Source organism: Pseudomonas sp. 37 R 15, assembly GCF_900004865.1.
Lineage (GTDB): Bacteria > Pseudomonadota > Gammaproteobacteria > Pseudomonadales > Pseudomonadaceae > Aquipseudomonas > Aquipseudomonas fluorescens_AM.
The window spans coordinates 175545-201115 of the sequence record NZ_CVTV01000049.1 but is presented as its reverse complement, the minus strand read 5'-3'; the positions used below and the strand labels follow the sequence as shown (position 1 = coordinate 201115).

Here is a 25571-nt window from a genome sequence, read left to right as displayed (position 1 = left end):
TTCGTGAAAAATCCGGGGGGTTTCGTGGCATTTAGCCACTTGTTGGATTACCAGTAGTTAGAGGTGCGACTCGGCGTATTCAGCCAGGATCGAACGAGGCACCCCTTGCAGCGCAATATGCACACCGTTGGGGAAGTCCTTGAAGCGCTCCGTCAGGTAGGTCAGCCCGGAGCTGGTCGCGGACAGGTAAGGGGTGTCGATCTGTGCCAGGTTGCCCAGGCACACCACTTTGGAACCGGCGCCGGCACGGGTGATGATGGTTTTCATCTGGTGCGGGGTGAGGTTCTGGCATTCGTCGATCAGGATCAGGCTCTGCTGGAAGCTGCGGCCTCGGATGTAGTTGAGGGATTTGAACTGCAACGGCACTTTGCTGAGGATGTAGTCGACGCTGCCATGGGTGTTTTCGTCATCCATGTGCAAGGCTTCGAGGTTGTCGGTGATTGCCCCCAGCCACGGCTCCATTTTTTCCGCCTCGGTACCCGGCAGAAAACCGATTTCCTGGTCCAGGCCCTGCACACTGCGGGTGGCGATGATGCGGCGATAGCGCTTGGTCACCATGGTCTGTTCGATGGCGGCGGCCAGGGCGAGGATGGTTTTCCCCGAGCCTGCGGCGCCGGTCAGGTTGACCAGGTGAATGTCCGGATCAAGCAGCGCATACAACGCCAGGCTCTGGTAGATGTCACGCGGTTTCAGGCCCCAGGCTTCCTGGTGCAACAGAGGCTCCTGATGCAGGTCGAGGATCAGCAGCTTGTCGACCTGAATCTCTTTGATCCAGCCTACAAAGCCCTGCTCGTCGACAATGAATTCATTGATATGTACCGCCGGCAGGTTGTCGGTCAGTTGCACCTGATGCCAGGTGCGACCGTGGTCCTGGCGGGTTTCGACCTTGCTGACACGGTCCCAGAACGAGCCGGTCATCATGTGATAACCACGCGACAACATCGACACGTCGTCGACCAATTGGTCGGTACTGTAGTCCTCGGCAGCGATCCCACACGCTCGTGCCTTGAGGCGCATATTGATGTCTTTGGTCACCAGCACCAGGCGCAGGTCCTTGTCGCGCGCGTGCAGGTCGATCAATTGGTTGATGATTTTGTTGTCGTTGAGGTTTTCCGGCAGCAGGCTGCTGGGCTCGCTGCGTTTGTTCATCAGGATCGACAGCAAGCCCTTGGGCCCGCTCTTGCCACGCTGGATCGGCACGCCGACTTCAACGTCCTCGGGCGAAGCTTCGCCCAGGGTCTTGTCGATCAGGCGGATGGCCTGGCGGCATTCGGCAGCGACGCTGTGGTGGCCGCTTTTGAGTTTGTCCAGCTCCTCCAGCACGATCATGGGGATGGCGACGTGGTGCTCTTCAAAGTTAAGCAGTGCGTTTGGATCGTGAATCAATACGTTGGTATCAAGCACATAAAGGATTGGCTGGTCGGAAGAAGGGGTGCGTCCATGATCATCCATACTCGGTCACCTTTGTGGGAGCCAGTCGACGCAATACCTGGGCGGTGCTGCGCCTCGATTCGACCACCGACTGCACCTTGTGTGACGTCAAGTGCAGTGCCCACATGAGGAGTCTTGGAAGACGCCACCTGTGCTGCAGGTTTCGGCGGTCTGACTTCGTAATACCGCAAAACCCATGACAGGAAAAAGCACTTTGACGCTTTTTTGAAGTTTATTTTTCAGGATGACGAATAGCACTAGCCGAGTGCCATGCACCCCGTTAAAGTCGGAAGTCCGCCTGCATCGAAATGTCGCGGCAATTCACCCCAAAAAGCCCCCTCAACCAACAGGGCCGGGCATTTCATCGAAATGCTTCACGACAGTCCTGCCAACCCAAGCCACTCTGCGCCGTCGACTGCAACACCATTGGCAGTGCCACCCGCGCCTTGTCCTGGGTGTCGTGAAACACAATCACCCCTTTGCGCCACAGCAGCATCAGCGTCAGCACCCGTTGCGCCGACTCTTCGGCCTTGAGCTTGCCCGGCTCGTCCTGGGAATCGATGTCCCATAACGCCACTTGCAGGCCCTGGGCCTGGAAGAATCCCTGGCTGTCCGCGCGCCGTTGCCCGTAAGGCGGCCGGAACAGCGGCACATAGTTTTCCGGCAGCAGGTTTTGCACCAGTGATGCACTGCGGGTGATGGAATCCTGCCAGTCGACCCAATGGCTGTGAGAGCGATACTGCCACCCCTGGATACCCACGCACTGCCCCTGGTACAGCGCCTGCACATCCGCTGCGGAACTGCGCTCCACGCGGGTTTGCAAGCTGCTGCCGAGGGCAAAGAACGTAGCGTCGATCTTTTGCTTGCGCAGGTAATCGGCGAGCCAGTCGGTATTACCGCCGACCGTTGCCGGGCCGCCGTCGAACGTCAGCAGGAACATGCGATCGTTGAGTTCGTCGCCATTGCGTTCGTGGTCGCCAAAGCGCGCCACTTCGCTGCTGATCTGCGGCAGCAGCGCGGCCTTGCGCAGCAGTTCATCGAGATAGCGTGCATGGAAGTGCCGGCTGGGGGCGGCCCAGCCTATATAGAACGAGTCGTCACTGACGTCGAACTTGCCGGCCTGCTCGCGCAGGTCGTCCATGTTTTCCACCAGATAACAGAACGAAGCGTCTTCTGCGCAGCTTTGCTGGGCGAACGTGTAGTTCTCCAACAGCCGTTGCCAGAGTTGACGGCGCAGGTCGTCGATGGCGGCCAGGTTGATGATCTTCAATCCCAGGCGCTGCTTGAGCGCGGTTTCGTCCAGGGCTTCGCTGGTGATCAAACCATGGGCAAACATCAGGATTTCCGCCCGCGAGGCCACGTCGAACAGCGCCGGGCTGGCGAGTTTTTCCGGCCAGGTGGCGCGGTCGAGGCTGGCGACGTCAACCGGCGCGGCCTGGACATTCAGGCACAGCAGGCAAGCCGACAATAAAAGCGCTAATCGCACACGGGGTCTCCCTCTCCAGAGTTACCGCCCATCATAGCGGATCGCATCTATCGCCATCATAGGTGGAGTCAAAACGCCCCAACCCCTAGAATCTCGCCCACGATTACAGGAGCCAACTCAAATGCTGATGGTGATTTCCCCCGCCAAAACCCTCGACTTCGAGTCAAAGCCGGTGACTGCGCGCTTCACCCAGCCGCAATACCTGGACCATTCCCAGGAACTGATCGAGCAACTGCGCGAACTGAGCCCGGCGCAGATCAGCGAGCTGATGCACGTATCCGACAAAATCGGCGGCCTCAATGCCGCCCGCTTCGGCAGTTGGACGCCGGCCTTCACCCCGGCCAACGCCAAGCAGGCGTTGCTGGCGTTCAAGGGCGACGTGTATACCGGCTTGAATGCCGAGACTTTCAACGATGCCGATTTCAGCTACGCCCAGGACCACTTGCGCATGCTCTCGGGACTCTACGGCCTGTTGCGCCCGCTGGATTTGATGATGCCGTACCGCCTGGAGATGGGCACCAAGCTGGCCAACACCCGTGGCAAGGACCTTTACGCGTTCTGGGGCACGCGCATCAGCGAGTGGTTGAACGAAGCATTGGCTGCACAAGGCGACGATGTGCTGCTCAATCTGGCTTCCAACGAGTACTTCTCGGCAGTCAAGCGCACCGCCCTGAAGGCGCGGATCATCAACACCGAGTTCAAGGACCTGAAGAACGGCCAGTACAAGATCATCAGCTTCTATGCGAAAAAAGCCCGGGGCATGATGAGCCGCTTTGTGATTGAAGAACGCATCGACGATCCGGCGAAGCTCAAGCAGTTCGATGTGCAGGGCTATCGCTTCAATGCGGAGCAGTCCACGCCGGACAACCTGGTGTTTTTGCGCGATCACGCACCGGAATAAGGCCTTGCCCGACTCATTCAGGCAATGAGTTCCAAATGTGGGAGGGGGCTTGCCCCCGATGACGGAGTGTCAGTCAGTGAAGTATTGACTGATCCACCGCTATCGGGGGCAAGCCCCCTCCCACATTTGTTTTGTATTTCAAATCATAGAATCGTCATTTATTTGGCGCCATAAAAAATCCAGACACAACCCTAACGATTTATTCACTCGACATTCATCGTTTTTTTTCGTAGTGGCACCAGTTTTTTTATTCAGTAGTGGCACAAAACTATCCCCGCGTACCAACTCCCCATAACTACGGGTCTAAATAGCAAGTGCTATCAATATAATACCAGTGCCATCTTCGCTAATATTTCAAGAAATTTCCGGAAACAGGATGAGCGGCCAGGAACTTCGTCCTGAAGCACCGCTCATACCACCGGTAACGAAATTCTCTGCTCCTGTAAGAGATGACTTACCTAACGACCAATGGAAGTAGTCGAGTTGTCATAAAACACTTTGACTCTATGGTCACAACATCAACTGATCGAGTTAAGGGTGGCGATAAGTACGCATTGCTATCCCCTACAGGCCAAGGCAGCGCTGACCTAAATGAGCCCGTGCAATGACCCAAGGCATTGATAAAAAAGGCATTTTGCCTGCATCAAGACCTTGCAGCACCGGCGTCGGAGCCTTCCTCCAAGGAAGCCCGGCTGCATTTCAGGGCAAGCCCCAATAATAAGGCCTGATTGCGCACAACTTGAGTGCAATAGTTAGTCACTCGTTATTCAACATGCCTGTACGCGGTAAGTCGGCGTCTATTCGCCTAACTTTCGCGGCATCAGTGACGCTTGCAAACATGAACTCCGGCCATCTAATGGCATGATTTAAATACAGAGGTAATTGCGATGCGCATCAGCATATTCGGTTTGGGTTACGTTGGCGCAGTATGTGCCGGTTGCCTGTCTGCCCGTGGCCATGAAGTGGTCGGCGTAGACATCTCCAAGGAAAAGATCGACCTGATCAATGCGGGTAAATCGCCGATCGTTGAACCGGGTCTGGGCGAGCTGTTGAGCCAGGGTATCCAGACCGGCCGACTGCGTGGCACCACCAACTTCGCCGAAGCCATCCGCGATACCGACCTGTCGATGATTTGCGTGGGCACGCCGAGCAAGAAGAACGGCGACCTGGAACTCAACTACATCGAATCGGTATGCCGCGAGATCGGTTTTGTCCTGCGTGACAAGACCACCCGCCACACCATCGTGGTGCGCAGCACCGTACTGCCGGGCACCGTCGCCAACGTGGTGATCCCGATCCTCGAAGACTGCTCCGGCAAGAAAGCCGGCGTCGACTTCGGCGTTGCGGTCAACCCGGAATTCCTGCGCGAATCCACCGCCATCGCCGACTACGACCTGCCACCGATGACCGTTATCGGCGAGTTAGACACCGCCTCCGGCGATGTCCTGCAGTCGCTGTACGAAGAACTCGACGCGCCGATTATCCGCAAGGACATCGCCGTTGCCGAGATGATCAAGTACACCTGCAACGTATGGCACGCCACCAAAGTCACCTTCGCCAACGAGATCGGCAACATCGCCAAGGCCGTCGGCGTCGATGGTCGTGAAGTGATGGAAGTGGTCTGCCAGGACAAGACGCTCAACCTGTCCCAGTACTACATGCGCCCGGGTTTCGCCTTCGGCGGCTCGTGCCTGCCCAAAGACGTGCGCGCCCTGACCTACCGCGCAGGCTCCCTGGACGTGGAAGCGCCGCTGCTCAACTCGCTGATGCGCAGCAACGAGTCCCAGGTGCAGAACGCCTTCGACATCGTCTCCAGCCACGACAAACGCAAAGTCGCCCTGCTGGGCCTGAGCTTCAAGGCCGGTACCGATGACCTGCGCGAAAGCCCGTTGGTGGAACTGGCGGAAATGCTGATCGGCAAGGGTTACGACCTGAGCATCTACGACAGCAACGTCGAGTACGCCCGCGTGCACGGTGCGAACAAGGACTACATCGAAGGCAAGATCCCGCACGTGTCGTCCCTGCTCAACTCGGACTTCGACGAAGTGATCAACAACTCCGACGTCATCATCCTGGGTAACCGCGACGAGAAATTCCGTGCCCTGGCGCACAACGCGCCGCACGGCAAGCAAGTGGTCGACCTGGTGGGCTTCATGTCCAAGGCAACCAGCGTCAGCGGCCGTACTGAAGGTATTTGCTGGTAAGGAGCAGCGGCTAGTTTCAAGCGGCAAGCTGCACGTTAGAAGCGCTGGTTTTCGGCTTGTAGCTTGTAGCTTGCCGCCCGACTTCTCTGTGACGGACGCGAATATGCAACGGTTAAACCAAGCGACTGGCTGGCTACTATTTCTGGGGCTTTTAGCGCTTCTAGCGCTGGCTCTGCCAGCCAGCACCTTCGATTCGCAATCGAAGAATTTTATTTTCCTGATTGGCGCCGTCGGTATCTGGCGCTACTCGATGGGTGCAACGCATTTCTTTCGCGGCATGCTGTTCCTCTACGTGGTCTACCCGCACCTGCGCCGCAAAGTGCGCAAGCTGGGCAAGGCCGCCGACCCATCCCATGTGTTCCTGATGGTCACAAGCTTCAGGATCGATGCGCTGACCACCGCGCAGGTCTACAGCTCGGTGATTCGTGAAGCCATTGAATGCGGCTTCCCCACCACCGTGGTCTGCTCGCTGGTGGAAATGTCCGATGAGCTGCTGGTCAAGAGCCTCTGGGAAAAAATGAACCCGCCGGCTCACGTCAAGCTCGACTTCGTGCGCATCGCCGGTACCGGCAAGCGCGACGGCCTGGCCTTCGGTTTCCGTGCCATCTCGCGCCACCTGCCGGATGACCGCGCCGTGGTGGCCGTGATCGATGGCGACACCGTGCTGGCCGAAGGCGTGGTGCGCAAGACCGTGCCGTGGTTCCAGCTGTTCGGCAATGTCGGTGGCCTGACCACCAACGAATTCTGCGAAGTGCGCGGCGGCTACATCATGAGCGAATGGCACAAGCTGCGTTTCGCCCAGCGCCACATCAACATGTGCTCCATGGCCCTGTCCAAGCGCGTGCTGACCATGACCGGGCGCATGTCGGTGTTCCGCGCCAGCGTGGTGACCGACCCGGGCTTTATCGCCGACGTGGAAAGCGACTCGCTGCAACACTGGCGCCTGGGCCGCTTCAAGTTTCTGACCGGCGACGACAAGTCCAGCTGGTTCAGCCTGATGCGCCTGGGCTACGACACCTTCTACGTGCCGGATGCCGCGATCAACACCGTGGAACACCCGCCGGAAAAGAGCTTTATCAAGGCCAGCCGCAAACTGATGTTCCGCTGGTACGGCAACAACCTGCGCCAGAACTCCCGCGCCCTGGGCCTGGGTATGCGCCGCCTCGGTCTGTTCACCAGCGTGGTGCTGTTCGACCAGCGCGTATCGATGTGGACCTCCCTGCTCGGCCTGACCGTGGCAATCATCGCCACCTTCAAATACGGCGGCGCGTTCATCCTCGCGTACCTGCTGTGGATCGGCATTACCCGTCTGATCCTCACGCTGCTGCTGTCGTGCTCCGGCCACAAGATCGGCCCGGCCTATCCGCTGATTCTCTATTACAACCAGATCATGGGCGCGCTGGTGAAGATCTACGTGTTCTTCCGCCTTGATCAACAGTCCTGGACCCGCCAGGACACCAAACTGACCCGCGATTTGGCCAGCTTTCAACGTTGGTTCAACACCTGGTCGTCTCGGACCATGACCTTCTCCGCCGGCAGCATCTTCGTTGCCGTGTTGCTGATGATGGTCTGACCCTGCCAAGCCTGAATTAACTCAAGGAATGCCCTGATGAACAGCCAAGTAAACGCCAACGTAGTCCACGAATCCGAAGCCCAGCGCCAGCACGCCCGGGTCAAAATCCCGGCCAAGCTGCGCTTTTTCAACACCGACCGCACGCAGACCGAAGCACGGGTGATCGACCTGTCCGCCGGCGGCCTGGCGTTCACCGCGACCCAGCCGCTCACCGTCGGCGAAGTGCACAAGGGTCGCCTGCAATTTGTGATCGACAACCTTGGCCTGGCGATGGACGTAGAGCTGCAGATCCGCTCCTACGACCGCCAGACCGGCCGCACCGGTTGCCAGTTCCAGAACCTCGATGCCCAGGATATTTCCACCCTGCGCCACTTGATCACTTCGCACTTGTCCGGCGACATCGTGACCATGGGCGACGTGTTGGCCACCCTGCAACGCGACAACTTCACCAAGGCGCGCAAGGTCAAGGACGGCGGCAGCGGCATGACCGCATTCGGCCGCCTGCGCGCCGTGGTGTTCAGCGCAGGCATTTTCATCGTCGGCCTCGCCGCGTTCGGTTTTGTCTTCAAGTCGGTGTACGGCATGTACTTCGTCAGCCACGCCCAGGCGGGCCTGGTGAGCGTGCCGGGGATGAACGTGACCATGCCGCGCGACGGCACCGTGCAAAGCCTGCTCAAGGGTGACGCGGTAGCGGCCAAAGGCGCGCCACTGGCGACCTTCAGCACCAGCATGCTCGATGTGCTCAAGGGCCACCTGGACGAAGACCAGTTGCAACCGGCCAAGGTCGAAGAGCTGTTCGGCAAGCAAATGACCGGCACCCTGACCTCGCCGTGCGATTGCGTGGTCGCCCAGCAACTGGTCGCTGACGGCCAATACGCCAGCAAGGGCGATGTGATCTTCCAACTGGTGCCACGCGGCAGCCAGGCCAATGTGGAAGCCCGCTTCACCTATCGCCAGTTCGGCGACGTGCGCCCAGGTACGCCGGTGAGCTTCCAGGTCGCCGACGAAGAACAGGTGCGCACCGGCACCATCGTCAGCAGCACCAGCCTCAACAGCGCCGACCTGTCTTCGGACATCCGCGTGCAGATCAAGCCGGACGCCCCGCTGGACAGCACCTACGCCGGACGCCCGGTGGAAGTCATCAGCGACCGCGGCCCTTCGCTGAACTGGCTGATCGATAAAGCCATGGCTCACGGTCTGTAAGCGAGGACATGCCTGTGAACCCTATTTCAAGAACAACACAATCCCTGTGGGAGCGGGCTTGCCACAAAAACCTCTCCCACAGGGGTTCGGTGGCGTTGCTGGCGGTTGCGGTGAGCCTGGCCGGTTGTGCCGGCTTGCCCGACCAGCGTCTGGCCAACGAAGCGCTCAAGCGCGGCGACACCGTCACCGCCCAGCAGAATTACCAGCAACTGGCAGACCTGGGCTACAGCGAGGCCCAGGTGGGCCTGGCCGATATCCAGGTCGGCACCCGCGATCCGGCGCAAATCAAACAGGCCGAAGCCACCTACCGCGCAGCGGCAGACACTTCGCCCCGCGCTCAGGCGCGCCTGGGTCGCCTGCTGGTGGCCAAGCCCGGCGCCACCGAAGCCGAACACCATGAAGCCCAAAGCCTGCTGAAAAAAGCCTTTGCCAATGGCGAAGGCAATACCCTGATCCCGTTGGCAATGCTGTACCTGCAATACCCGCACAGCTTCCCAGAGGTGAACGCCCAGCAGCAGATCAGCCAATGGCAGGCCGCCGGTTACCCGGAAGCCGGCCTGGCCCAGGTGCTGCTGTATCGCACCCAGAACACCTACGACCAGCATCTGGATGATGTGGAGCGCATCTGCAAAGCGGCGCTGAACACCACGGATATCTGCTACGTCGAACTGGCTACGGTCTATCAGAAAAAAGCCCAGCCGGAACAACAGGCCGAGCTGCTCAAGCAGATGGAAGCAGGCTACAGCCGTGGCACCGTTACCGCCCAGCGCGTCGACAGCGTCGCCCGCGTACTCGGCGATGCCACCCTGGGCACGCCGGACGAGAAAACCGCCCAGGCTTTGCTTGAAAAAATCGCCCCGGGTTACCCGGCGTCCTGGGTCAGCCTGGCGCAACTGCTCTACGACTTTCCCGAGCTGGGCGATGTCGAGCAGATGATGAAGTACCTCGAAAACGGCCGCGCCGCCGACCAGCCGCGCGCCGAGCTATTGCTGGGCAAGCTCTACTACGAAGGCAAGTGGGTGCCGGCCGACGCCAAGGCTGCCGAGGCGCATTTCGAGAAAGCGGTGGGGCGTGAAGTGGCCGCCGATTACTACCTCGGCCAGATCTACCGCCGTGGCTACCTGGGCAAGGTCTATCCGCAAAAAGCCCTGGACCACCTGCTGACCGCAGCGCGCAACGGCCAGAACAGCGCCGACTTTGCCATCGCCCAACTGTTTTCCCAAGGCAAGGGCACCAAGCCAGACCCGCTCAACGCCTATGTCTTCAGCCAACTGGCCAAGGCCCAGGACACACCGGAAGCCGTTGAGCTGGCCACCCAGCTCGAAGCCCCGCTGACGCCTGAGCAACGCGCCGACGGCCAACGCCTGGTGCAACAGGAGCTGGCCGCCCGCGGCACCCTGGCCCAGAGCACGCTGCAACTGCACGCCCTGCAAGAAGAAGACGGCGAGGAATCCCTATGAAGCTCAACCCATTCGTCAAGGCCGGCATCGGCCTGTCCTTCGCCCTGCTGTGGTCGTGCCCGACCCTGGCCGCGCTGACCGAAGCCAAGAACTTCGGCCTGGAAGTCAAAGCCACCGCGCAGTCCGAAGATGACCGCGACCTGGGCACCCAGAAAGGCGGCGACGTCAACGGTATCGGCCTCGATCTGCGCCCGTGGATCTACGGCGAAAGCGGCGCGTGGAGCGCCTACGCCATGGGCCAGGCGGTGGTATCCAGCGACATCATCGAGACCGACACCCTGCAACCGTCGGCCGATGACACGACCGAACAATCGAGCAACGACGACCGCAAGGCCAAGAAAAACTACCTGGCCCTGCGCGAGTTCTGGGTCGGCTACAGCGGCTTCACGCCCTACCCCGGCGAGATCCTCAAGTTCGGTCGCCAGCGTCTGCGCAATGACGACGGCCAATGGCGCGACACCAACATCGAAGCACTGAACTGGACCTTCGACACCACCCTGCTCAAGGCCAACGTCGGCGCCGCCGAACGCTTCAGCGAATACCGCACCGACCTCAAGGAACTGTCGCCGGTCGACAAGGACCGCCAGCACTTCTACGCCGACGCCGCCTACCAGTGGACGCCGGGCCAGTGGATCGGCCTGCGCGGTCACCATACCCATGACGACGGCAAGCTCGACTACGCCGAACCGGGCGTGGCCAGCGACCCGTTGGACAAGCGCGAAAACGGCGACCTGACCTGGCTCGGCATCGAAGCCAACAGCGACGCCTACAACTGGCGCAACACCAACACGGTCAACTACTGGGCCAGCATCACCGGCATGAAGGGCGACCGCGACATGGTCAACGCCTTGAACGCCGATGGAACCCGCCCGACCAACGCCAAGCGCAATGATGACGTCAGCGGCTGGGCCACCGATATCGGCGTGCGCCTGCGCCTGGACCCGCAGTGGCAAGTGGGCGCGGCCTACTCCCGCGCGAGCGCCGAGTACGAGCAGAACGGCCTGCAAAGCAACCGCTCGAACTGGACCGGCACCCAGTCCCGCGTGCACCGCTTCGGTGAAGCGTTTCGCGGTGAGATGAACAACATGCAGTCCATGAGCCTGTTCGGTTCCTGGCAGTTGCGCGAGGACTACGACGCCAGCCTGGTGTACCACAAGTTCTGGCGCGTCGACGGCAACAAGCCGGTGGGCAGCAACGGCATCGACGCGGTGCAGAACAACACCGACGACGTCACCGGCGCGATCCTCTCCAGCACCTCGCTGCCCCTTGAAGACGGCAAGAAGGACCTCGGCCAGGAGATGGACCTGGTCGTCACCAAGTACTTCAAGAAAGGCCTGCTGCCCGCCGCGCTGAGCCAGTCGATCGACGAGCCATCGGCCCTGGTGCGTTTGCGCGCCGGCGTGTTCAAGCCGGGTGACGCCTATGGCAGCCAGGTCGACTCCTACATGCACCGCGCCTTTGTCGACGTGGTCTGGAAATTCTGATGGGAGCCTGCGCAATGAATGCTCAAAGCCTACTCGTCGCGGCAATGCTGGTGGCCAGTGCCCCAGCGTTTGCCGACACGGCGGCCAAGGCGCCGACCATCGCCAAGGAACTGCAACAGGCCAAGACCTACACCATTTCCAGCCCGCCCACCGCGCCGCTGGAAATGGCCAAGCCGGCGCTGCCCGACCTGTCGGGCTACACCGCCGCGGCCATGGAAAAGAAAATCGTCACAAGCAAGCCGGGCAAAATCAGCATCCGCCGCATGATGCAGGAAGACGCGCTCAAGGACTTTATCGGCGGCGATAACAAGATGGCCGAATGGGTGGTGCGCCAGCACGGCATTCCCCAGGCGATCTTTGTCGACGACGGCTACATGAACCTCAAGGACCTGCTGGGCAAGGTGCCCAAGCAGTACTTCAGCGAGACATCACCCGGTGTGTTCCTGGCCAAACTGCCGATCGTGGTCGGCCGTAAAGGCATCCTCGATATCGACAAGCAGACCCAGGAATTGCGCCTGTCCCAGCAAGCCGGTTCGTTTTTGATCAACGACGGCCAACTGTTCGTGCGTGACACCAAGGTCACCGGCTGGGATGAAAAAACCAACGGCCCGGCGCTGTTCAAGTCGCCCAAGGAATTCCGCCCGTTCCTGCTGGCCTGGGGCGGCACCGAGACCTATATCTCCAAGACCAAAATGGCCAGCTTCGGCTATGCCAACAGTAAGTCCTACGGGGTGAGTATTTCCCAGTACACGCCGAACATGGCCAAGGTGCTCAAGCGGCCCGAGCCGACCGGCTGGATCATCGATTCCGAGTTCTCGGACATGTGGTACGGCTTCTACTGCTACGAGACCACGGGCTTTGTGATCAAGGGCAATACCTACAAAGACAACATCGTCTACGGCATTGACCCCCACGACCGTTCCCATGGCCTGATCATCGCCGACAACACCGTGTACGGCACCAAGAAGAAGCACGGCATCATCATTTCCCGGGAAGTGAACGACAGCTTCATCTTCAACAACCGCAGCTACGACAACAAGCTGTCGGGCCTGGTGATCGACCGTAACAGCGTGAACAACCTGATCGTCGACAACGAGATCTACCGCAACCACACCGACGGCATCACCCTCTATGAGAGCGGTGACAACCTGCTGTGGGGCAACAAGGTGATCAGCAACCGTCGCCACGGTATCCGCGTGCGTAACAGCGTGAACATCAAGCTCTACGAAAACACCGCCATGGCCAACGGCCTGACCGGCGTGTACGGCCACATCAAGGACTTGACCGACACCGACCGTGACATCGCCCTCGACCCGTTCGACGCCAAGGTCTCGCTGATTGTGGTCGGCGGCGAACTGGCGGGTAACGGCAGCGGGCCGCTGTCCATCGATTCGCCGTTGAGTATCGAGCTGTACCGCGTGTCGATGCTGGCGCCGACCAAATCCAGCGGCATCAGCTTCTCCGGCATTCTGGGCGAGCGCCAGGAAGAGATTCTCGACCTGCTGGTGCGCCAGCAGAAAGCCGTGCTGATCGACCCCGTCGAACGCCAGACCGAACTGCAGGACTGAGGATGACCCTTATGCACCCACACATGATCAAACTGCTGAGCCTCTCGGGTCTGACCCTCGGCCTGCTCGCGGCCAGCCAGGGCGTGCGCGCCGACGAGGTGAAGGCGCCGACCTTCACTGCCGAACCGTGCTGCAGCCTGTGCCCCGCCGCCCATGACGCGAAAAACTACACCACGCGCTACCAGCAGAACTTCACCACCCTGGTGCAAGCCCAGGGCGACTGGCTGTTCCGTACCCAGGAAGACCTGCGCACCGAATTCGACACCACGCCGGCAGGCTACAAGCGCATGCAGCAGTTGCACGATGCGTTCAAGGCCAAGGGCGTGGAACTGGTGGTGGTCTACCAGCCAACCCGTGGCCTGGTGAACCGCAACAAGCTCAATCCCGCAGAGAAGGCTTCGTTCGATTTCGACAAAGCCCTGGGCAACTACAAGACCATGCTTGGCCGCTTCGCCAAGATGGGCTATGTGGTGCCGGACCTGTCGCCGCTGACCAACGAGCAACTGCCCGATGAATTGCCGGCCCACGATTTCTACTTCCGTGGCGACCAGCACTGGACCCCGTACGGCGCCCAGCGCACCGCAAAAATCGTCGCCGCCAAGGTCAAGCAGATGCCGGAATACGCCGAAATTCCCAAGCGCGAATTCGAGACCAAGCGCTCGGGTCGCATGGGCAAGACCGGCACCCTGCACAACATGGCCGGGCAACTGTGCGGCACCAGCTACGCGATCCAGTACATGGACCAGTTCACCACCGAGCCCAAGGGCGAAGCCGGTGACGGTGACCTGTTCAGCGATTCGGGCAACCCGCAGATCACCCTGGTGGGCACCAGCCACAGCGGCAAGAACTACAACTTCGCCGGTTTCCTTGAAGAAGAGATCGGTGCCGACATTCTCAACGTCGCCTTCCCCGGCGGCGGCCTGGAAGGCTCGATGATCCAGTACCTGGGCAGTGACGAATTCCAGAAGACCCCGCCAAAGATCCTGATCTGGGAATTCTCGCCGCTGTACCGTCTCGACCAGGAAACCATCTACCGCCAGATGATGGCGCTGCTCGACAACGGCTGCGAAGGCAAGACCGCGCAGATGTCGGCCAGCACCACGCTCAAACCGGGCAAAAACGAGCTGATGGTCAACAGTGCGAACAAAGACCTGCGCAACGCCAACCATCAGGTCGATATCCGCTTCGCCGATCCGTCGGTGAAAACCTTGCAAGCCACCCTCTGGTACATGAACGGGCGCCACGAGGACATCAAGATCGAGAAACCCGAGACATCCGATACAGACGGGCGTTTCGCCTTTGAACTGCGCACCGATGAAGACTGGGCCTCGCAGAACTTGCTGGCCGTGGAAGTGCAGGGCCCGGAAAAGGGTGCTGCCGCGCAGAAAGTCGAAGCGAAAATTTGCACACGCAACGTATTCCCAAGCGGTGGTCAGCAGACCGCCCAACTCGGGAAGTGAGGTTACTTATGCAAAAGCTATTGCTCCCTACCCTGCTGGGCCTGGCCATGTTTGCCGGCTCCGTGAATGCGGCCGCACCACTGCGTCCGCCTCAAGGCTATTTCGCACCGATCGAAGCGTTCAAGACCGGCGACTTCAAGGAAAACTGCGACACCATGCCGACGCCCTACACCGGGCCTCTGCAATTTCGCAGCAAGTACGAAGGCTCGGACAAGGCTCGCTCGACACTGAATGTGCAGTCGGAACAAGCCTTTCGCGACAGCACCGCCGACATCACCAAGCTGGAAAAAGACACCAGCAAACGCGTGATGCAGTTCATGCGCGACGGCCGCCCACAGCAGCTCGAATGCACGCTGAACTGGCTGGTGTCGTGGGCCAAGGCCGATGCCTTGATGTCCAAGGACTTCAACCACACCGGCAAGTCCATGCGCAAATGGGCACTGGGCAGCATGGCCTCGGCTTATGTGCGCCTGAAGTTCTCCGAGTCGCACCCGCTGGCCAATCACCAGCAGGAATCGCAACTGATCGAAGCCTGGTTCAACAAACTGGCCGATCAGGTCGTGAGCGACTGGGACAACCTGCCGCTGGAAAAAACCAACAACCACTCCTACTGGGCCGCCTGGTCGGTGATGGCGACCTCCATCGCCACCAACCGCCGCGACCTGTTTGATTGGGCCGTCAAGGAATACAAGGTCGGCGTGAACCAGGTCGACGACCAGGGCTTCCTGCCGAACGAATTGAAGCGCCAGCAACGCGCCCTGTCGTACCACAACTACGCCCTGCCGCCGCTGTCGATGATCGCCAGTTTCGCGCTGGTCAACGGCGTGGACCTGCGCCAGGAAAACAACAGCGCGCTCAAGCGCCTGGGCGACAAGGTGCTGGCCGGGGTCAAGGACCCGGACCTCTTCGAACAGAAGAATGGCAAGGAGCAGGACATGAAGGACTTGAAGCAGGACATGAAATTCGCCTGGCTCGAACCTTTCTGCACCCTCTACACCTGTGCCCCGGATGTGATCGAGCGCAAGCATGGCATGCAACCGTTCAAGACCTTCCGCCTGGGCGGCGACCTGACCAAGGTCTACGACCCGACGCATGAAAAAGGCAAAAAAGGTTCCTGACCAAACGCGGTAAAAAAAATGTGGGAGGGGGCTTGCCCCCGATGGCGGAGTAACAGTCGCCATCTGTGTTGAATGACACACCGCTATCGGGGGCAAGCCCCCTCCCACATTTAAACCGCGTTTTGCCAGATGGAATTGTTGTACCGCCCTCCCCGAATCTCGTGGGGGGTTTGGGGGGGCTCCGGCCCTTGACTGTTGGTTTAAACATGGAGAGATCGGGATGGTTTTCTCGTCCAACGTGTTCCTGTTTCTGTTCTTGCCGATCTTTCTCGGCTTGTACTATTTGAGCGGGCAACGCTATCGCAATCTGCTGCTGCTGATTGCCAGCTACGTGTTCTACGCCTGGTGGCGAGTGGACTTCCTGGCGCTGTTCGCGGCCGTGACGCTGTGGAACTACTGGATCGGCCTCAAGGTCGGTGCCGCCGGCGTGCGCACCCAGCCGGCGCAGCGCTGGCTGCTGCTCGGCGTGGCCGTCGACCTGTGCATCCTGGGCTACTTCAAGTACGCCAACTTCGGCGTCGACAGCATCAACCTGATGATGAAGTCGGCGGGCCTGGAGCCGTTTATCCTCACCCACGTACTGTTGCCGATCGGGATCTCGTTCTACATCTTCGAGTCCATCAGCTACATCATCGACGTGTATCGGGGTGATACCCCGGCGACCCGCAACCTCATCGACTTTGCGGCGTTCGTGGCGATCTTCCCGCACCTGATCGCCGGCCCCGTATTGCGCTTTCGCGACCTGGCCGACCAGTTCAACAACCGCACCCACACCCTGGACAAATTCTCCGAGGGCTGCACGCGGTTCATGCAGGGTTTCATCAAGAAAGTCTTCATCGCCGATACCCTGGCCGTAGTGGCGGACCACTGCTTCGCCCTGCAAAACCCCACCACGGGTGACGCCTGGCTCGGCGCGCTGGCCTACACCGCGCAACTGTACTTCGACTTCTCCGGCTACAGCGACATGGCCATCGGCCTGGGCTTGATGATGGGTTTCCGCTTCATGGAAAACTTCAAGCAGCCGTACATCAGCCAGTCGATCACCGAGTTCTGGCGGCGCTGGCACATCAGCCTGTCGACCTGGCTGCGTGACTACCTGTACATCACCCTGGGCGGCAACCGCAAAGGCACGCTGACCACCTACCGCAACCTGTTCCTGACCATGCTGCTCGGTGGCCTGTGGCACGGTGCGAACATCACCTACATCGTGTGGGGCGCCTGGCACGGCATGTGGCTGGCGATTGAAAAAGCCATCGGCCTGAACACCGCGCCGCGCAGCTTCAACGTGCTGCGCTGGGCCTTCACCTTCCTGCTGGTGGTGATGGGTTGGGTGATCTTCCGCGCCGAGAACCTGCACGTCGCCGGGCGTATGTACGGTGCGATGTTCAGCTTTGGCGAGTGGTCGCTGTCGGAACTCAACCGCGCCAGCCTCACCGGCCTGCAAGTGGCGACCCTGGTGGTGGCCTACGCAACGCTGGCGTTCTTCGGCCTGCGCGATTTCTATCGCAACCGCCCTGCCGAGAAATCCAAGCCGAGTGATCCGAGCCTGATCAAGGCCGTACCAGGCGACAACCCCGGCAGCATCCACGAGCCCGGTTTCAGCGTGGGCCGTGACGCCGCCGTGCAACCGGCCTACTGGACCGCTGACTGGCCACGCTACGCCATGCGCGCGGCCGTGCTGCTGCTGTTCGTGGCGTCGATCCTGAAACTGTCGGCGCAGAGTTTCTCGCCGTTCCTTTACTTCCAATTCTGAGGGAGCCGACCATGACCCGTTCATTACGCGTCCTCTACATAAGCCTGTTCCTGGTGCTGTTGCTGGCACTGGGCGCCTGGTCACTGCGCAGCTTCCTGGGCTTTAGCACCAATGCCGATGCAACCGTGCTCAACGGGCGCTGGACCAAAGCCGTCGAGACTCACTACGACGACGAGTTCCCGATCAAACGCCTGGGCACCAACCTGTGGGCGGCGCTGGACTACAAGCTGTTCAACGAAGGCCGCCCTGGCGTGGTGCTGGGCCGCGATCACTGGCTGTACAGCGACGAGGAATTCAACCCCGCCGTCAACGAAGACCAGAACCTGCAAGGCAACTACGCGCTGGTCGAAGGCGTGCGCCAGAAGCTCAAGGCCCAGGGCATCCAGCTGGTGATGGCAATCGTGCCGGCCAAGGTGCGCCTGTACCCGGAACACCTGGGTGAAGTGAAACCGGCAAGCATCCACGCCAACCTGTACCAGGACTTCCACGCCCGTGTCGCGGCAGACAACATCCCTGCCCCGGACCTGCTTGGCCCGCTGCAACAGGCCAAGCTCGCCGGCAAGCAAGTGTTCCTGCGCACCGATACTCACTGGACCCCGGACGGTGCGGAAATCGCCGCCAAGCAGTTGGCCAAGGCGATTGCCGACAAGACCCCGCTGAGCGGCGAGCCGCAGCGATTCGTCACCGAAGCAGAAAAGACCGAACCGCATAAAGGCGACCTGCGCCTGTTCCTGCCCCTGGACCCGCTGTTCGAAAACCTGATGCCACCCAAAGAGCCGCTGCAAAAACGCGTCACCCACCTGGCCGAAGAGAAAGGTGACGACGCGCTGTTCAGCGACAGCGAAACCCCGGTGGCCCTGGTGGGCACCAGCTACAGCGCCAACCCCAACTGGAACTTCGTCGGCGCCCTCAAGCAAGCCCTGGGCAGCGACGTGGTCAGCTACGCCGAAGATGGCCATGGCCCGATCCTGCCGATGCTCAGCTACCTGAAAAGTGATGACTTCAAGAACAGCCCGCCCCAGGTGCTGATCTGGGAGTTTCCCGAACGCTATCTGCCCGTCAACAACGAAATCGGTGATGCCGACCCCGCGTGGGTTGCGCAGCTTAAACAAGCCGGTTCGCGCCAACAGAACATGGCAATCAATACATCCAAATCCGAGACGCCCGACCGGGCGCAAAACTGAAAGAGAGGTAACTCACATGACTTTCACTACAACTCCTCGTCGTCTCGCCAAGACCCTGGCTATCGCCGCCGGCCTGAGCGTCGCATCCATGTCCGCCTTCGCCGGTGGTGACGCCGCGCTCTACGGCCCAACGGCGCCGAAAGGTTCGAGCTTCGTGCGCATCTACAACGCCAGCAACCAGGAAGTCAGCGCCACAGTCGGCGCCACCAACCTCAGCGACGTTGCGCCACTGGCCAGCAGCGACTTCAGCTTCATGCCGGGCGGCGACTACAGCGCCAAGGTCGGCAGCCAGACCGTACCGGTCAAGCTCGCCGCCGATCACTACTACACCCTGGTCAACAGCGGCAGCGGCCAGCCTCAGTTGATCGAAGAACCGCCGTTCAAGAACAAGCAGAAATCCCTGGTACGCGTGCAGAACCTCAGCGACAAGGCCCTGACCCTGAAGACCGCCGACGGCAAGACCGACGTGGTCAAGTCGGTCGCCGCCAAGGGCCGCGGCGAGCGTGAGATCAACCCGGTGAAGGTGAGCCTGGCGCTGTATGACGGCGACAAGAAGGTCGGCGATGTGAAGCCGGTTGCGTTGGAACGTGGTGAAGCGGCGGTGCTGTATGTCACCGGTTCCGGTTCAAGCCTGTCGCCGGTCTGGGTGAAACGCCCAGTGTCGACCCGCTGATCGCGTGAGTAATGAGCGACAAGCTTCAAGCTGCAAGTGAAAAGCTGTTACTTGCAGCTTGTGGCTTGCAGCTCCCAACTATCTTTAGGAGAAACACCCATGATCCCAGTAATCCTTTCCGGTGGTAGCGGCTCACGTCTTTGGCCGCTTTCGCGTAAACAGTTCCCCAAGCAATTCCTGGCCCTGACCGGCGAGCACACGCTGTTCCAGCAAACCCTGGAGCGCCTGGTGTTCGAAGGCATGGACTCCCCTATCGTGGTCTGCAACAAGGACCACCGTTTTATCGTCAACGAGCAACTGAGCGCGCGCAAGCTTGAGTGCCAGCGCATCCTGATGGAACCGTTTGGCCGCAACACCGCGCCGGCCGTCGCCCTGACCGCGATGATGCTGGTCAATGAAGGCCGTGACGAACTGATGCTGGTGCTGCCCGCCGACCACGTCATCGACGACCAGAAAGCCCTGCAACGCGCCCTGGCCCTGGCCACAGTGGCGGCCGAGCGTGGCGAAATGGTGCTGTTCGGCGTGCCGGCAACCCGTCCGGAAACCGGTTACGGCTACATCAAGTCCACCAACGATTCGCTGCTGCCCGAAGGCGTGAGCCGCGTACAGCAGTTCGTGGAAAAACCCGATGAAAAACGCGCCATCGAGTTCGTCAAAAGCGGCGGCTACTTCTGGAACAGCGGCATGTTCCTGTTCCGCGCCAGCCGTTTCCTGGAAGAGCTGAAAAAGCACGATCCGGACATCTACGACACCTGCGTGCTGACCCTGGAACGCAGCGAGCAGACCGCCGACACCGTGACCTTCGACGAAGCCACCTTCGCCTGCTGCCCGGACAACTCCATCGACTACGCCGTGATGGAAAAAACCCAGCGCGCCTGTGTGGTGCCGTTGAGCGCAGGCTGGAGCGACGTGGGTTGCTGGGCCTCGTTGTGGGCGGTCAATGACAAAGACGCCAACGGCAACGTGAGCAAAGGCGACGTGGTGATCCAGGACAGCCGCAATTGCATGGTGCACGGCAACGGCAAGCTGGTGTCGGTGATCGGTCTGGACAACATCGTGGTGGTAGAAACCAAAGACGCGATGATGATTGCCCACAAGGACAAGGTCCAGGGCGTCAAGCAGATGGTCAACACCCTCAATGAACAGGGGCGCAGCGAGACCCAGAACCACTGCGAAGTCTATCGTCCGTGGGGCTCCTACGACTCGGTGGACATGGGCGGGCGGTTCCAGGTCAAGCACATCTCGGTCAAGCCGGGCGCGTGCCTGTCGCTGCAGATGCACCATCACCGCGCCGAGCACTGGATCGTGGTCAGCGGCACCGCTGAAGTCACCTGTGACGACAACGTGTTCCTGCTCTGCGAGAACCAGTCCACCTACATCCCGATCGCCTCGGTGCACCGCCTGCGCAACCCGGGCAAGATCCCGTTGGAGATCATCGAAGTGCAATCGGGCAGCTACCTGGGCGAAGACGATATCGAGCGCTTCGAAGATATCTACGGGCGCTCCACGCCGATTGAACGTGGCGTGTCGGTGAAAACTATCGCGCAGTAAAACAGTCGTACAAGAAGCCCTCACCCAGCCCATTGCGTCCCCTATCCGCAGTGGGCTGGGTGGGGGCTTTTTGTTTGGGCCTTGCGCTGACTGTAAGGGCCTCATCGGGGGCAAGCCCCCTCCCACACTAGCGTTGTGAATACATTCAAAGGTGGGAGGGGGCTTGCCCCCGATGGCGTCCGCCCAACCAACACACCTCTGAAGGTAAGCAATCCCACCTGCGCTTAAGTTAGGATGCTCATTCCCTATTCGAGGTGGCCTCCATGTTCTTCGGCGTTCTCCTGATCATCACCTGGCTGATCCTGCTGCTGCGCTACCCGGCCAAAGCCCTGCCGGTATCGCTGGCCGCCGCCGTCGGCCTGGGTCTGGTCGCCGTGTGGGTAGTCTGGCTGGACAACCGTGAAGCCGCGCAACTGGCCCGCCTGGAACTGCGCATCACCTACGCCCCGCAGGAATGCCCGGCCGACCGGCCGCTGAAGCTGACCCTCAATAACGGCAACAACGTCCCCCTTGCCGAACTGCGCTGGCGCGTCGCTGCTTATGCACCGGGCGACACGGTCAACCTGGCCGACAACGTCTACGCCGCCCCACGCTATCGTGGCCCTGGTGAACTACAAGCCGGCGCCACCTGGGACGACTGCCTGCCCACGCCACCGCTGCGCCCCGGCTACCGCCCGCAAACCCTGGAATTTCGTGCCGAGCACCTGCAAGGCAGTTTCTCGGACTGACAAAGGATTGATCCATGCCCAACGTACTGATCACCGGTTGCTCCAGCGGCATTGGCCGCGCCCTGGCCGATGCCTTTAACGCTGCAGGTTTCCAGGTGTGGGCCAGCGCCCGCCAACCCGATGACGTCGCCGCCCTTACCGCCGCCGGTTTCAATGCCGTGCAACTGGACGTCAACGACAGCGCAGCCTTGCAGCAACTGGCCGCGCAGTTGGGCGAGCTGGATGTGCTGGTCAACAACGCCGGCTACGGCGCCATGGGCCCGCTGCTCGATGGCGGCACCGACGCCATGCAACGTCAGTTCCAAACCAATGTGTTTTCCATCGTCGGCGTGACCCAGGCGTTGTTCCCCGCACTGCGTAAGCGCAAGGGCCTGGTGGTGAATATCGGCAGCGTTTCCGGTGTACTGGTCACGCCGTTTGCGGGCGCCTACTGCGCCTCCAAAGCCGCCGTGCATGCCTTGAGCGATGCGTTGCGCATGGAACTGGCGCCGTTTGGTGTGCGGGTCATGGAAGTACAGCCCGGCGCAATCAATACAAGCTTTGCAAAAAACGCCGGCGCCCAGGCCGAATTGCTGATCAACGAACACTCGCCGTGGTGGCCGTTGCGCGAAGGCATTCGCGCCCGCAGCCAGGCCTCTCAAGACAAACCAACCCCGGCCAGTGAGTTTGCGGCGGATGTGCTGAAGGCCGTGCAACAAGCGCAACCACCGCGCCTGCTGCGCTCGGGCAATGGCAGCCGGGCGTTGCCGTTGATGGCGGCGCTGTTGCCCAAGGGATTGCTGGAGAAGGTGTTGAAGAAGCGCTTTGGGTTGGGTGGTGTGTTGTAAGCAGGCGTGAAGCCTACCTGCCAAAACCCCGGATGAGTGCCATAATCGCCGCCTGCCTCTTGAAACTGACTGACCCCACAAGGGTAATGCGATGGAAATCAGAAAAATTCGACTGAATAACGTCGGTCGTTTTACCGACTTGGAAGTCGCCTTTGCGCCGACCGAAAAACATGCGTCGAAGGTGACGGTGTTTGTGGGGAATAACGGGGCGGGGAAGACAACGATTTTGAAATCCATCACAACGTCGTTAAGTTGGCTCGTCGCGAGAATTAGAACTGAAGGAGGAAGTGGCACCTCAATTCCAGAGGACCTGATAACCAATTCGACCCCAACAGCGTCTATTGAAGTAGACGTCGTCGACACAACTCACCCTGGAAGCTCGAAGCCTGCTTCTTACTCCTGGACTCTGGCGCGTACGCGTAAAGGTCGTATCTCCAGAGCGAGTAGCGAGCTTGGCGGCTCCACGAAACTCGCTGATCACTATCGCATCCACTTCAATATCGTGGATGAAACCGCATCTCTACCTCTGATCGTCTCTTATGCTGTGGAACGGTCGGTGATTGATGTACCGCTGGCTACAAGAAGGTCAAAATTGCCTCTTGATCAGATTGATGGGTACGACAACGCGCTCAGTGGCAGTGTGGATTTCGGTCGTTTTTTTGAATGGTTTCGTGAAAAAGAAGACACCGAAAACGAAACCACAATTCCATCAGCTGTTTTAGAACACCTGCAAAAAATAGTTTCCGCGCCCAACGACTCTTTGCTTTCCGAACTGAAAAATATGCACGTCGCGTCCCGTGACACGCAACTGACCGCTGTAAGATCGGCGATCACTGCATTTATGCCAGGCTTCAGTAATCTTCGTGTACAACGCCAGCCTCGACTGCACATGGCCATTGATAAAGGTGAACGCACGCTAAACGTCTCGCAGCTTTCCCAGGGCGAAAAATCAATGATGGCGCTGGTTGGCGATATCGCTCGCCGGCTGTCAATGATGAACCCGGCACTTGCAAATCCGCTCGAAGGCACGGGTGTCGTGCTGATTGATGAAGTGGACCTGCACCTTCATCCAAAATGGCAGCGCCGTCTCATACACCAACTCACCGATACCTTCCCCAACTGCCAATTCATACTCACAACGCATTCTCCGTTGGTGATCAGCGATACAAAGGACATTCTGTGCTACGTCCTCGACGACGGTGAACTGGAAGAGCGAAACGGCCTCTATGGCCTGGATGCCAATCAAGTACTGCTCAGTGTTATGGACACCGACGTTCGCAATAGCAAGGTTCAAGCCCGTCTTGATCGCATGCTGGAATTACTGCAAGACAAAAAGCTGAAAGAAGCCAAGGCCCTGTTCGAAGAGCTCTCAATCGATCTGCCTCCCGGCCATATCGAGCTCATCAAAGCCGCCCTTCTGATTCGCAAGCTGGAGTTGCGCAGTGCGTAAGATCACGAAAGGAGATGAGCCGGCAGCACTGACGCAATGGAAACGCGCCAACCCAAAGGGTCGCTACCCGGACTTGACACAAGAACCCAGTCAATCCATTCGTCAGGCATGTATCGAAGAACAACATGGCCTGTGCGCTTACTGTTGCCATCAAATCACCGCAGATAGCGCTCGCAACGAGCACGTCCAAGCTCAAAAGCTCGCGCCGAACCGTACAGTGGACTTTTCCAACATCGTTGCCAGCTGCGACAGGTCCAAACAATGCGACAAAGCCCACGGGCATCAGGTATTGCCACTTACACCGCTGATGGATGAATGCGAAACTGAACTTAAGTTTTATATGTCCGGACGGGTGGAGGGACTGACAGCCAGGGCAACAGCCGCTATTAGAGTGCTCAACCTGGGCGACAGCCATGAAAACAACCGAGCACTGGTTAATGCCAGGAAAACGCTGGTGGAAGCCCTCCTGTATGAGGGCGGCGTAGAACTTGAAGTAGAAAATGTCGAGTTGCTTAATCTCTTGATGGAAGAGTTGAGCATTCCAGACGTCAACAACCGACTGAAACCTTTCGCGCCTGTCCTCGTAAATGTGATCCGCCAACTAACCACCTGACATTACCCCTTCATAAAATCCATAAACGCCCGCACCTTCAGCGGCAAATGCCGGGTATCCGGATACACCGCGTAGACCCCTTGCGGGGCGAAGCGATGGTCCGCCAGCAAGCGCACCAAACGTCCGGCCTCCAGATCGTCCTGCACCAGCCATTGCGGCAACACCGCCACGCCGTGGCCGCGCAGGGCAAATGCCTGAAGGACTGCCGCGCTGTCTGCCATGAGCGCAGCGGGGCCGGCGCGGTAGGAATGCTCGCCGCCCGACGGATCGGTTACGGTCAGTTCCGTAAGGCGGCCATGCCCCAACCTGGGCACCTGTTCCAGATCTTCCAGATGACGCACCCCGACAAACTGTGGCGCCGCCACCGCGAACACCTCGAATGTGGATAACTGTAACGCCCGATGATTGGAGTCCAGCAGGCGCCCCAAGCGGATCGCCACGTCAAAACGCTCGGAAATCAGGTCGGCATGGGTGGAGGATGTGGACAAGTGCACATTGAGGTCCGGGTGCAGGCGACGGAACGCTTCAACCGCCGGGGCGACCACGGCCAGGGCGTATTCCAAGGTGGTGGTAATACGCAATGTGCCTTTGAGCTGGGCGTGTTCGCAGCGGGCTTCTTCCACCGCCAACCGCGCTTCTTCAAGCATGCGTGTACAACGCAGGTAGAAGCGCTCGCCGGCATCGGTCAGCGCTAGTTGCCGGGTGCTGCGGGTCAGCAGGGTGACGCCCAGCTCTGCCTCCAGACGTTTGAGGTTAAAGCTGACCACGGCGCGGGTCTGGCCCAGCCGGTCGGCGGCGGCGGTGAGCGAACCTGCCTCGACCACGGCCTTGAAGGTGTCAAAACGGTCCAGGCTGACCATGGGCCGCGCCCTCCTTTGTCAAAATATTTTTGACAAACTAGCAG

General features: G+C 60.0%; 20 protein-coding genes. 17 read left to right on the top strand and 3 right to left on the bottom strand.

All coding sequences use genetic code 11. The features are described 5' to 3' along the window. Positions 1–57: 57 nt before the first annotated feature. Entirely contained in the window at positions 58–1452 is a 1395-nt protein-coding gene (locus BFQ04_RS16325; RefSeq protein ID WP_065885865.1) for a PhoH family protein, read from the bottom strand. 340 nt (positions 1453–1792) lie between these two features. Then, positions 1793–2917 carry a polysaccharide deacetylase family protein gene (locus BFQ04_RS16320; protein ID WP_065951693.1) on the bottom strand — a complete coding sequence of 375 codons (1125 nt, stop codon included), beginning with the start codon at positions 2915–2917 and terminating at the stop codon, positions 1793–1795. A gap of 121 nt (positions 2918–3038) precedes the next feature. Between BFQ04_RS16320 and yaaA the strand changes: the two genes are divergently transcribed. The 17 genes from yaaA (at position 3039) to BFQ04_RS16235 (ending at position 24667) form a co-directional block, all read left to right on the top strand. After that, positions 3039–3818, top strand: a complete 780-nt coding sequence (gene yaaA / locus BFQ04_RS16315) for a peroxide stress protein YaaA (protein ID WP_065951692.1) — start codon at positions 3039–3041, stop codon at positions 3816–3818. An 887-nt stretch (positions 3819–4705) separates the two neighbouring features. Then, positions 4706–6022 (top strand): nucleotide sugar dehydrogenase, encoded by a 1317-nt coding sequence (locus tag BFQ04_RS16310; RefSeq protein WP_065951691.1) that lies wholly within the window; start codon positions 4706–4708, stop codon positions 6020–6022. Between the two features lie 103 nt (positions 6023–6125). Beyond that, a complete protein-coding gene (gene alg8, locus BFQ04_RS16305) occupies positions 6126–7595 on the top strand; it encodes a mannuronan synthase (RefSeq protein WP_065951690.1) in 1470 nt (489 codons plus the stop codon). A gap of 36 nt (positions 7596–7631) precedes the next feature. Further along, the gene (locus tag BFQ04_RS16300; protein ID WP_065951689.1) at positions 7632–8798 is read left to right on the top strand and encodes an alginate biosynthesis protein Alg44; all 1167 of its coding nucleotides are present in this window, start codon (positions 7632–7634) and stop codon (positions 8796–8798) included. 8 nt (positions 8799–8806) lie between these two features. Further along, positions 8807–10258, top strand: coding sequence for an alginate biosynthesis TPR repeat lipoprotein AlgK (gene algK / locus BFQ04_RS16295; RefSeq protein WP_175413289.1), 1452 nt, complete (start codon positions 8807–8809; stop codon positions 10256–10258). After that, the gene (locus BFQ04_RS16290) at positions 10255–11742 is read left to right on the top strand and encodes an alginate export family protein (RefSeq protein WP_065951688.1); all 1488 of its coding nucleotides are present in this window, start codon (positions 10255–10257) and stop codon (positions 11740–11742) included. Before algK ends, BFQ04_RS16290 begins: the two co-directional genes overlap by 4 nt. Further along, a complete protein-coding gene (algG, locus tag BFQ04_RS16285) occupies positions 11742–13310 on the top strand; it encodes a mannuronan 5-epimerase AlgG (RefSeq protein WP_065951687.1) in 1569 nt (522 codons plus the stop codon). Before BFQ04_RS16290 ends, algG begins: the two co-directional genes overlap by 1 nt. Before the next feature lie 11 nt (positions 13311–13321). Next, complete coding sequence (locus BFQ04_RS16280) at positions 13322–14770, top strand: alginate O-acetyltransferase (protein ID WP_065951986.1); 1449 nt, start codon at positions 13322–13324, stop codon at positions 14768–14770. An 8-nt stretch (positions 14771–14778) separates the two neighbouring features. Continuing rightward, complete coding sequence (locus BFQ04_RS16275; RefSeq protein WP_065951686.1) at positions 14779–15888, top strand: mannuronate-specific alginate lyase; 1110 nt, start codon at positions 14779–14781, stop codon at positions 15886–15888. A 220-nt stretch (positions 15889–16108) separates the two neighbouring features. After that, positions 16109–17641 (top strand): MBOAT family O-acyltransferase, encoded by a 1533-nt coding sequence (locus BFQ04_RS16270; protein WP_065951685.1) that lies wholly within the window; start codon positions 16109–16111, stop codon positions 17639–17641. Between the two features lie 11 nt (positions 17642–17652). Next, positions 17653–18825 (top strand): alginate O-acetyltransferase, encoded by a 1173-nt coding sequence (locus BFQ04_RS16265; protein ID WP_065951684.1) that lies wholly within the window; start codon positions 17653–17655, stop codon positions 18823–18825. Positions 18826–18841: 16 nt separating this feature from the next. Continuing rightward, entirely contained in the window at positions 18842–19498 is a 657-nt protein-coding gene (locus BFQ04_RS16260; protein ID WP_065951683.1) for an alginate O-acetyltransferase AlgF, read from the top strand. A gap of 99 nt (positions 19499–19597) precedes the next feature. Further along, the gene (locus BFQ04_RS16255; protein WP_065951682.1) at positions 19598–21049 is read left to right on the top strand and encodes a mannose-1-phosphate guanylyltransferase/mannose-6-phosphate isomerase; all 1452 of its coding nucleotides are present in this window, start codon (positions 19598–19600) and stop codon (positions 21047–21049) included. Between the two features lie 263 nt (positions 21050–21312). Further along, a complete protein-coding gene (locus BFQ04_RS16250) occupies positions 21313–21777 on the top strand; it encodes a multidrug transporter (protein WP_065951681.1) in 465 nt (154 codons plus the stop codon). Positions 21778–21791: 14 nt separating this feature from the next. After that, entirely contained in the window at positions 21792–22604 is an 813-nt protein-coding gene (locus BFQ04_RS16245) for an SDR family oxidoreductase (RefSeq protein WP_065951680.1), read from the top strand. A gap of 91 nt (positions 22605–22695) precedes the next feature. Further along, a complete protein-coding gene (locus BFQ04_RS16240) occupies positions 22696–24054 on the top strand; it encodes an AAA family ATPase (protein WP_065951679.1) in 1359 nt (452 codons plus the stop codon). Beyond that, positions 24047–24667 carry a retron system putative HNH endonuclease gene (locus tag BFQ04_RS16235; RefSeq protein WP_065951678.1) on the top strand — a complete coding sequence of 207 codons (621 nt, stop codon included), beginning with the start codon at positions 24047–24049 and terminating at the stop codon, positions 24665–24667. Before BFQ04_RS16240 ends, BFQ04_RS16235 begins: the two co-directional genes overlap by 8 nt. Positions 24668–24669: 2 nt before the next feature. Here the strand turns inward: BFQ04_RS16235 and BFQ04_RS16230 are convergent, their stop codons facing one another. Then, positions 24670–25527 carry a LysR family transcriptional regulator gene (locus BFQ04_RS16230; protein WP_065951677.1) on the bottom strand — a complete coding sequence of 286 codons (858 nt, stop codon included), beginning with the start codon at positions 25525–25527 and terminating at the stop codon, positions 24670–24672. Positions 25528–25571 lie beyond the last annotated feature (44 nt).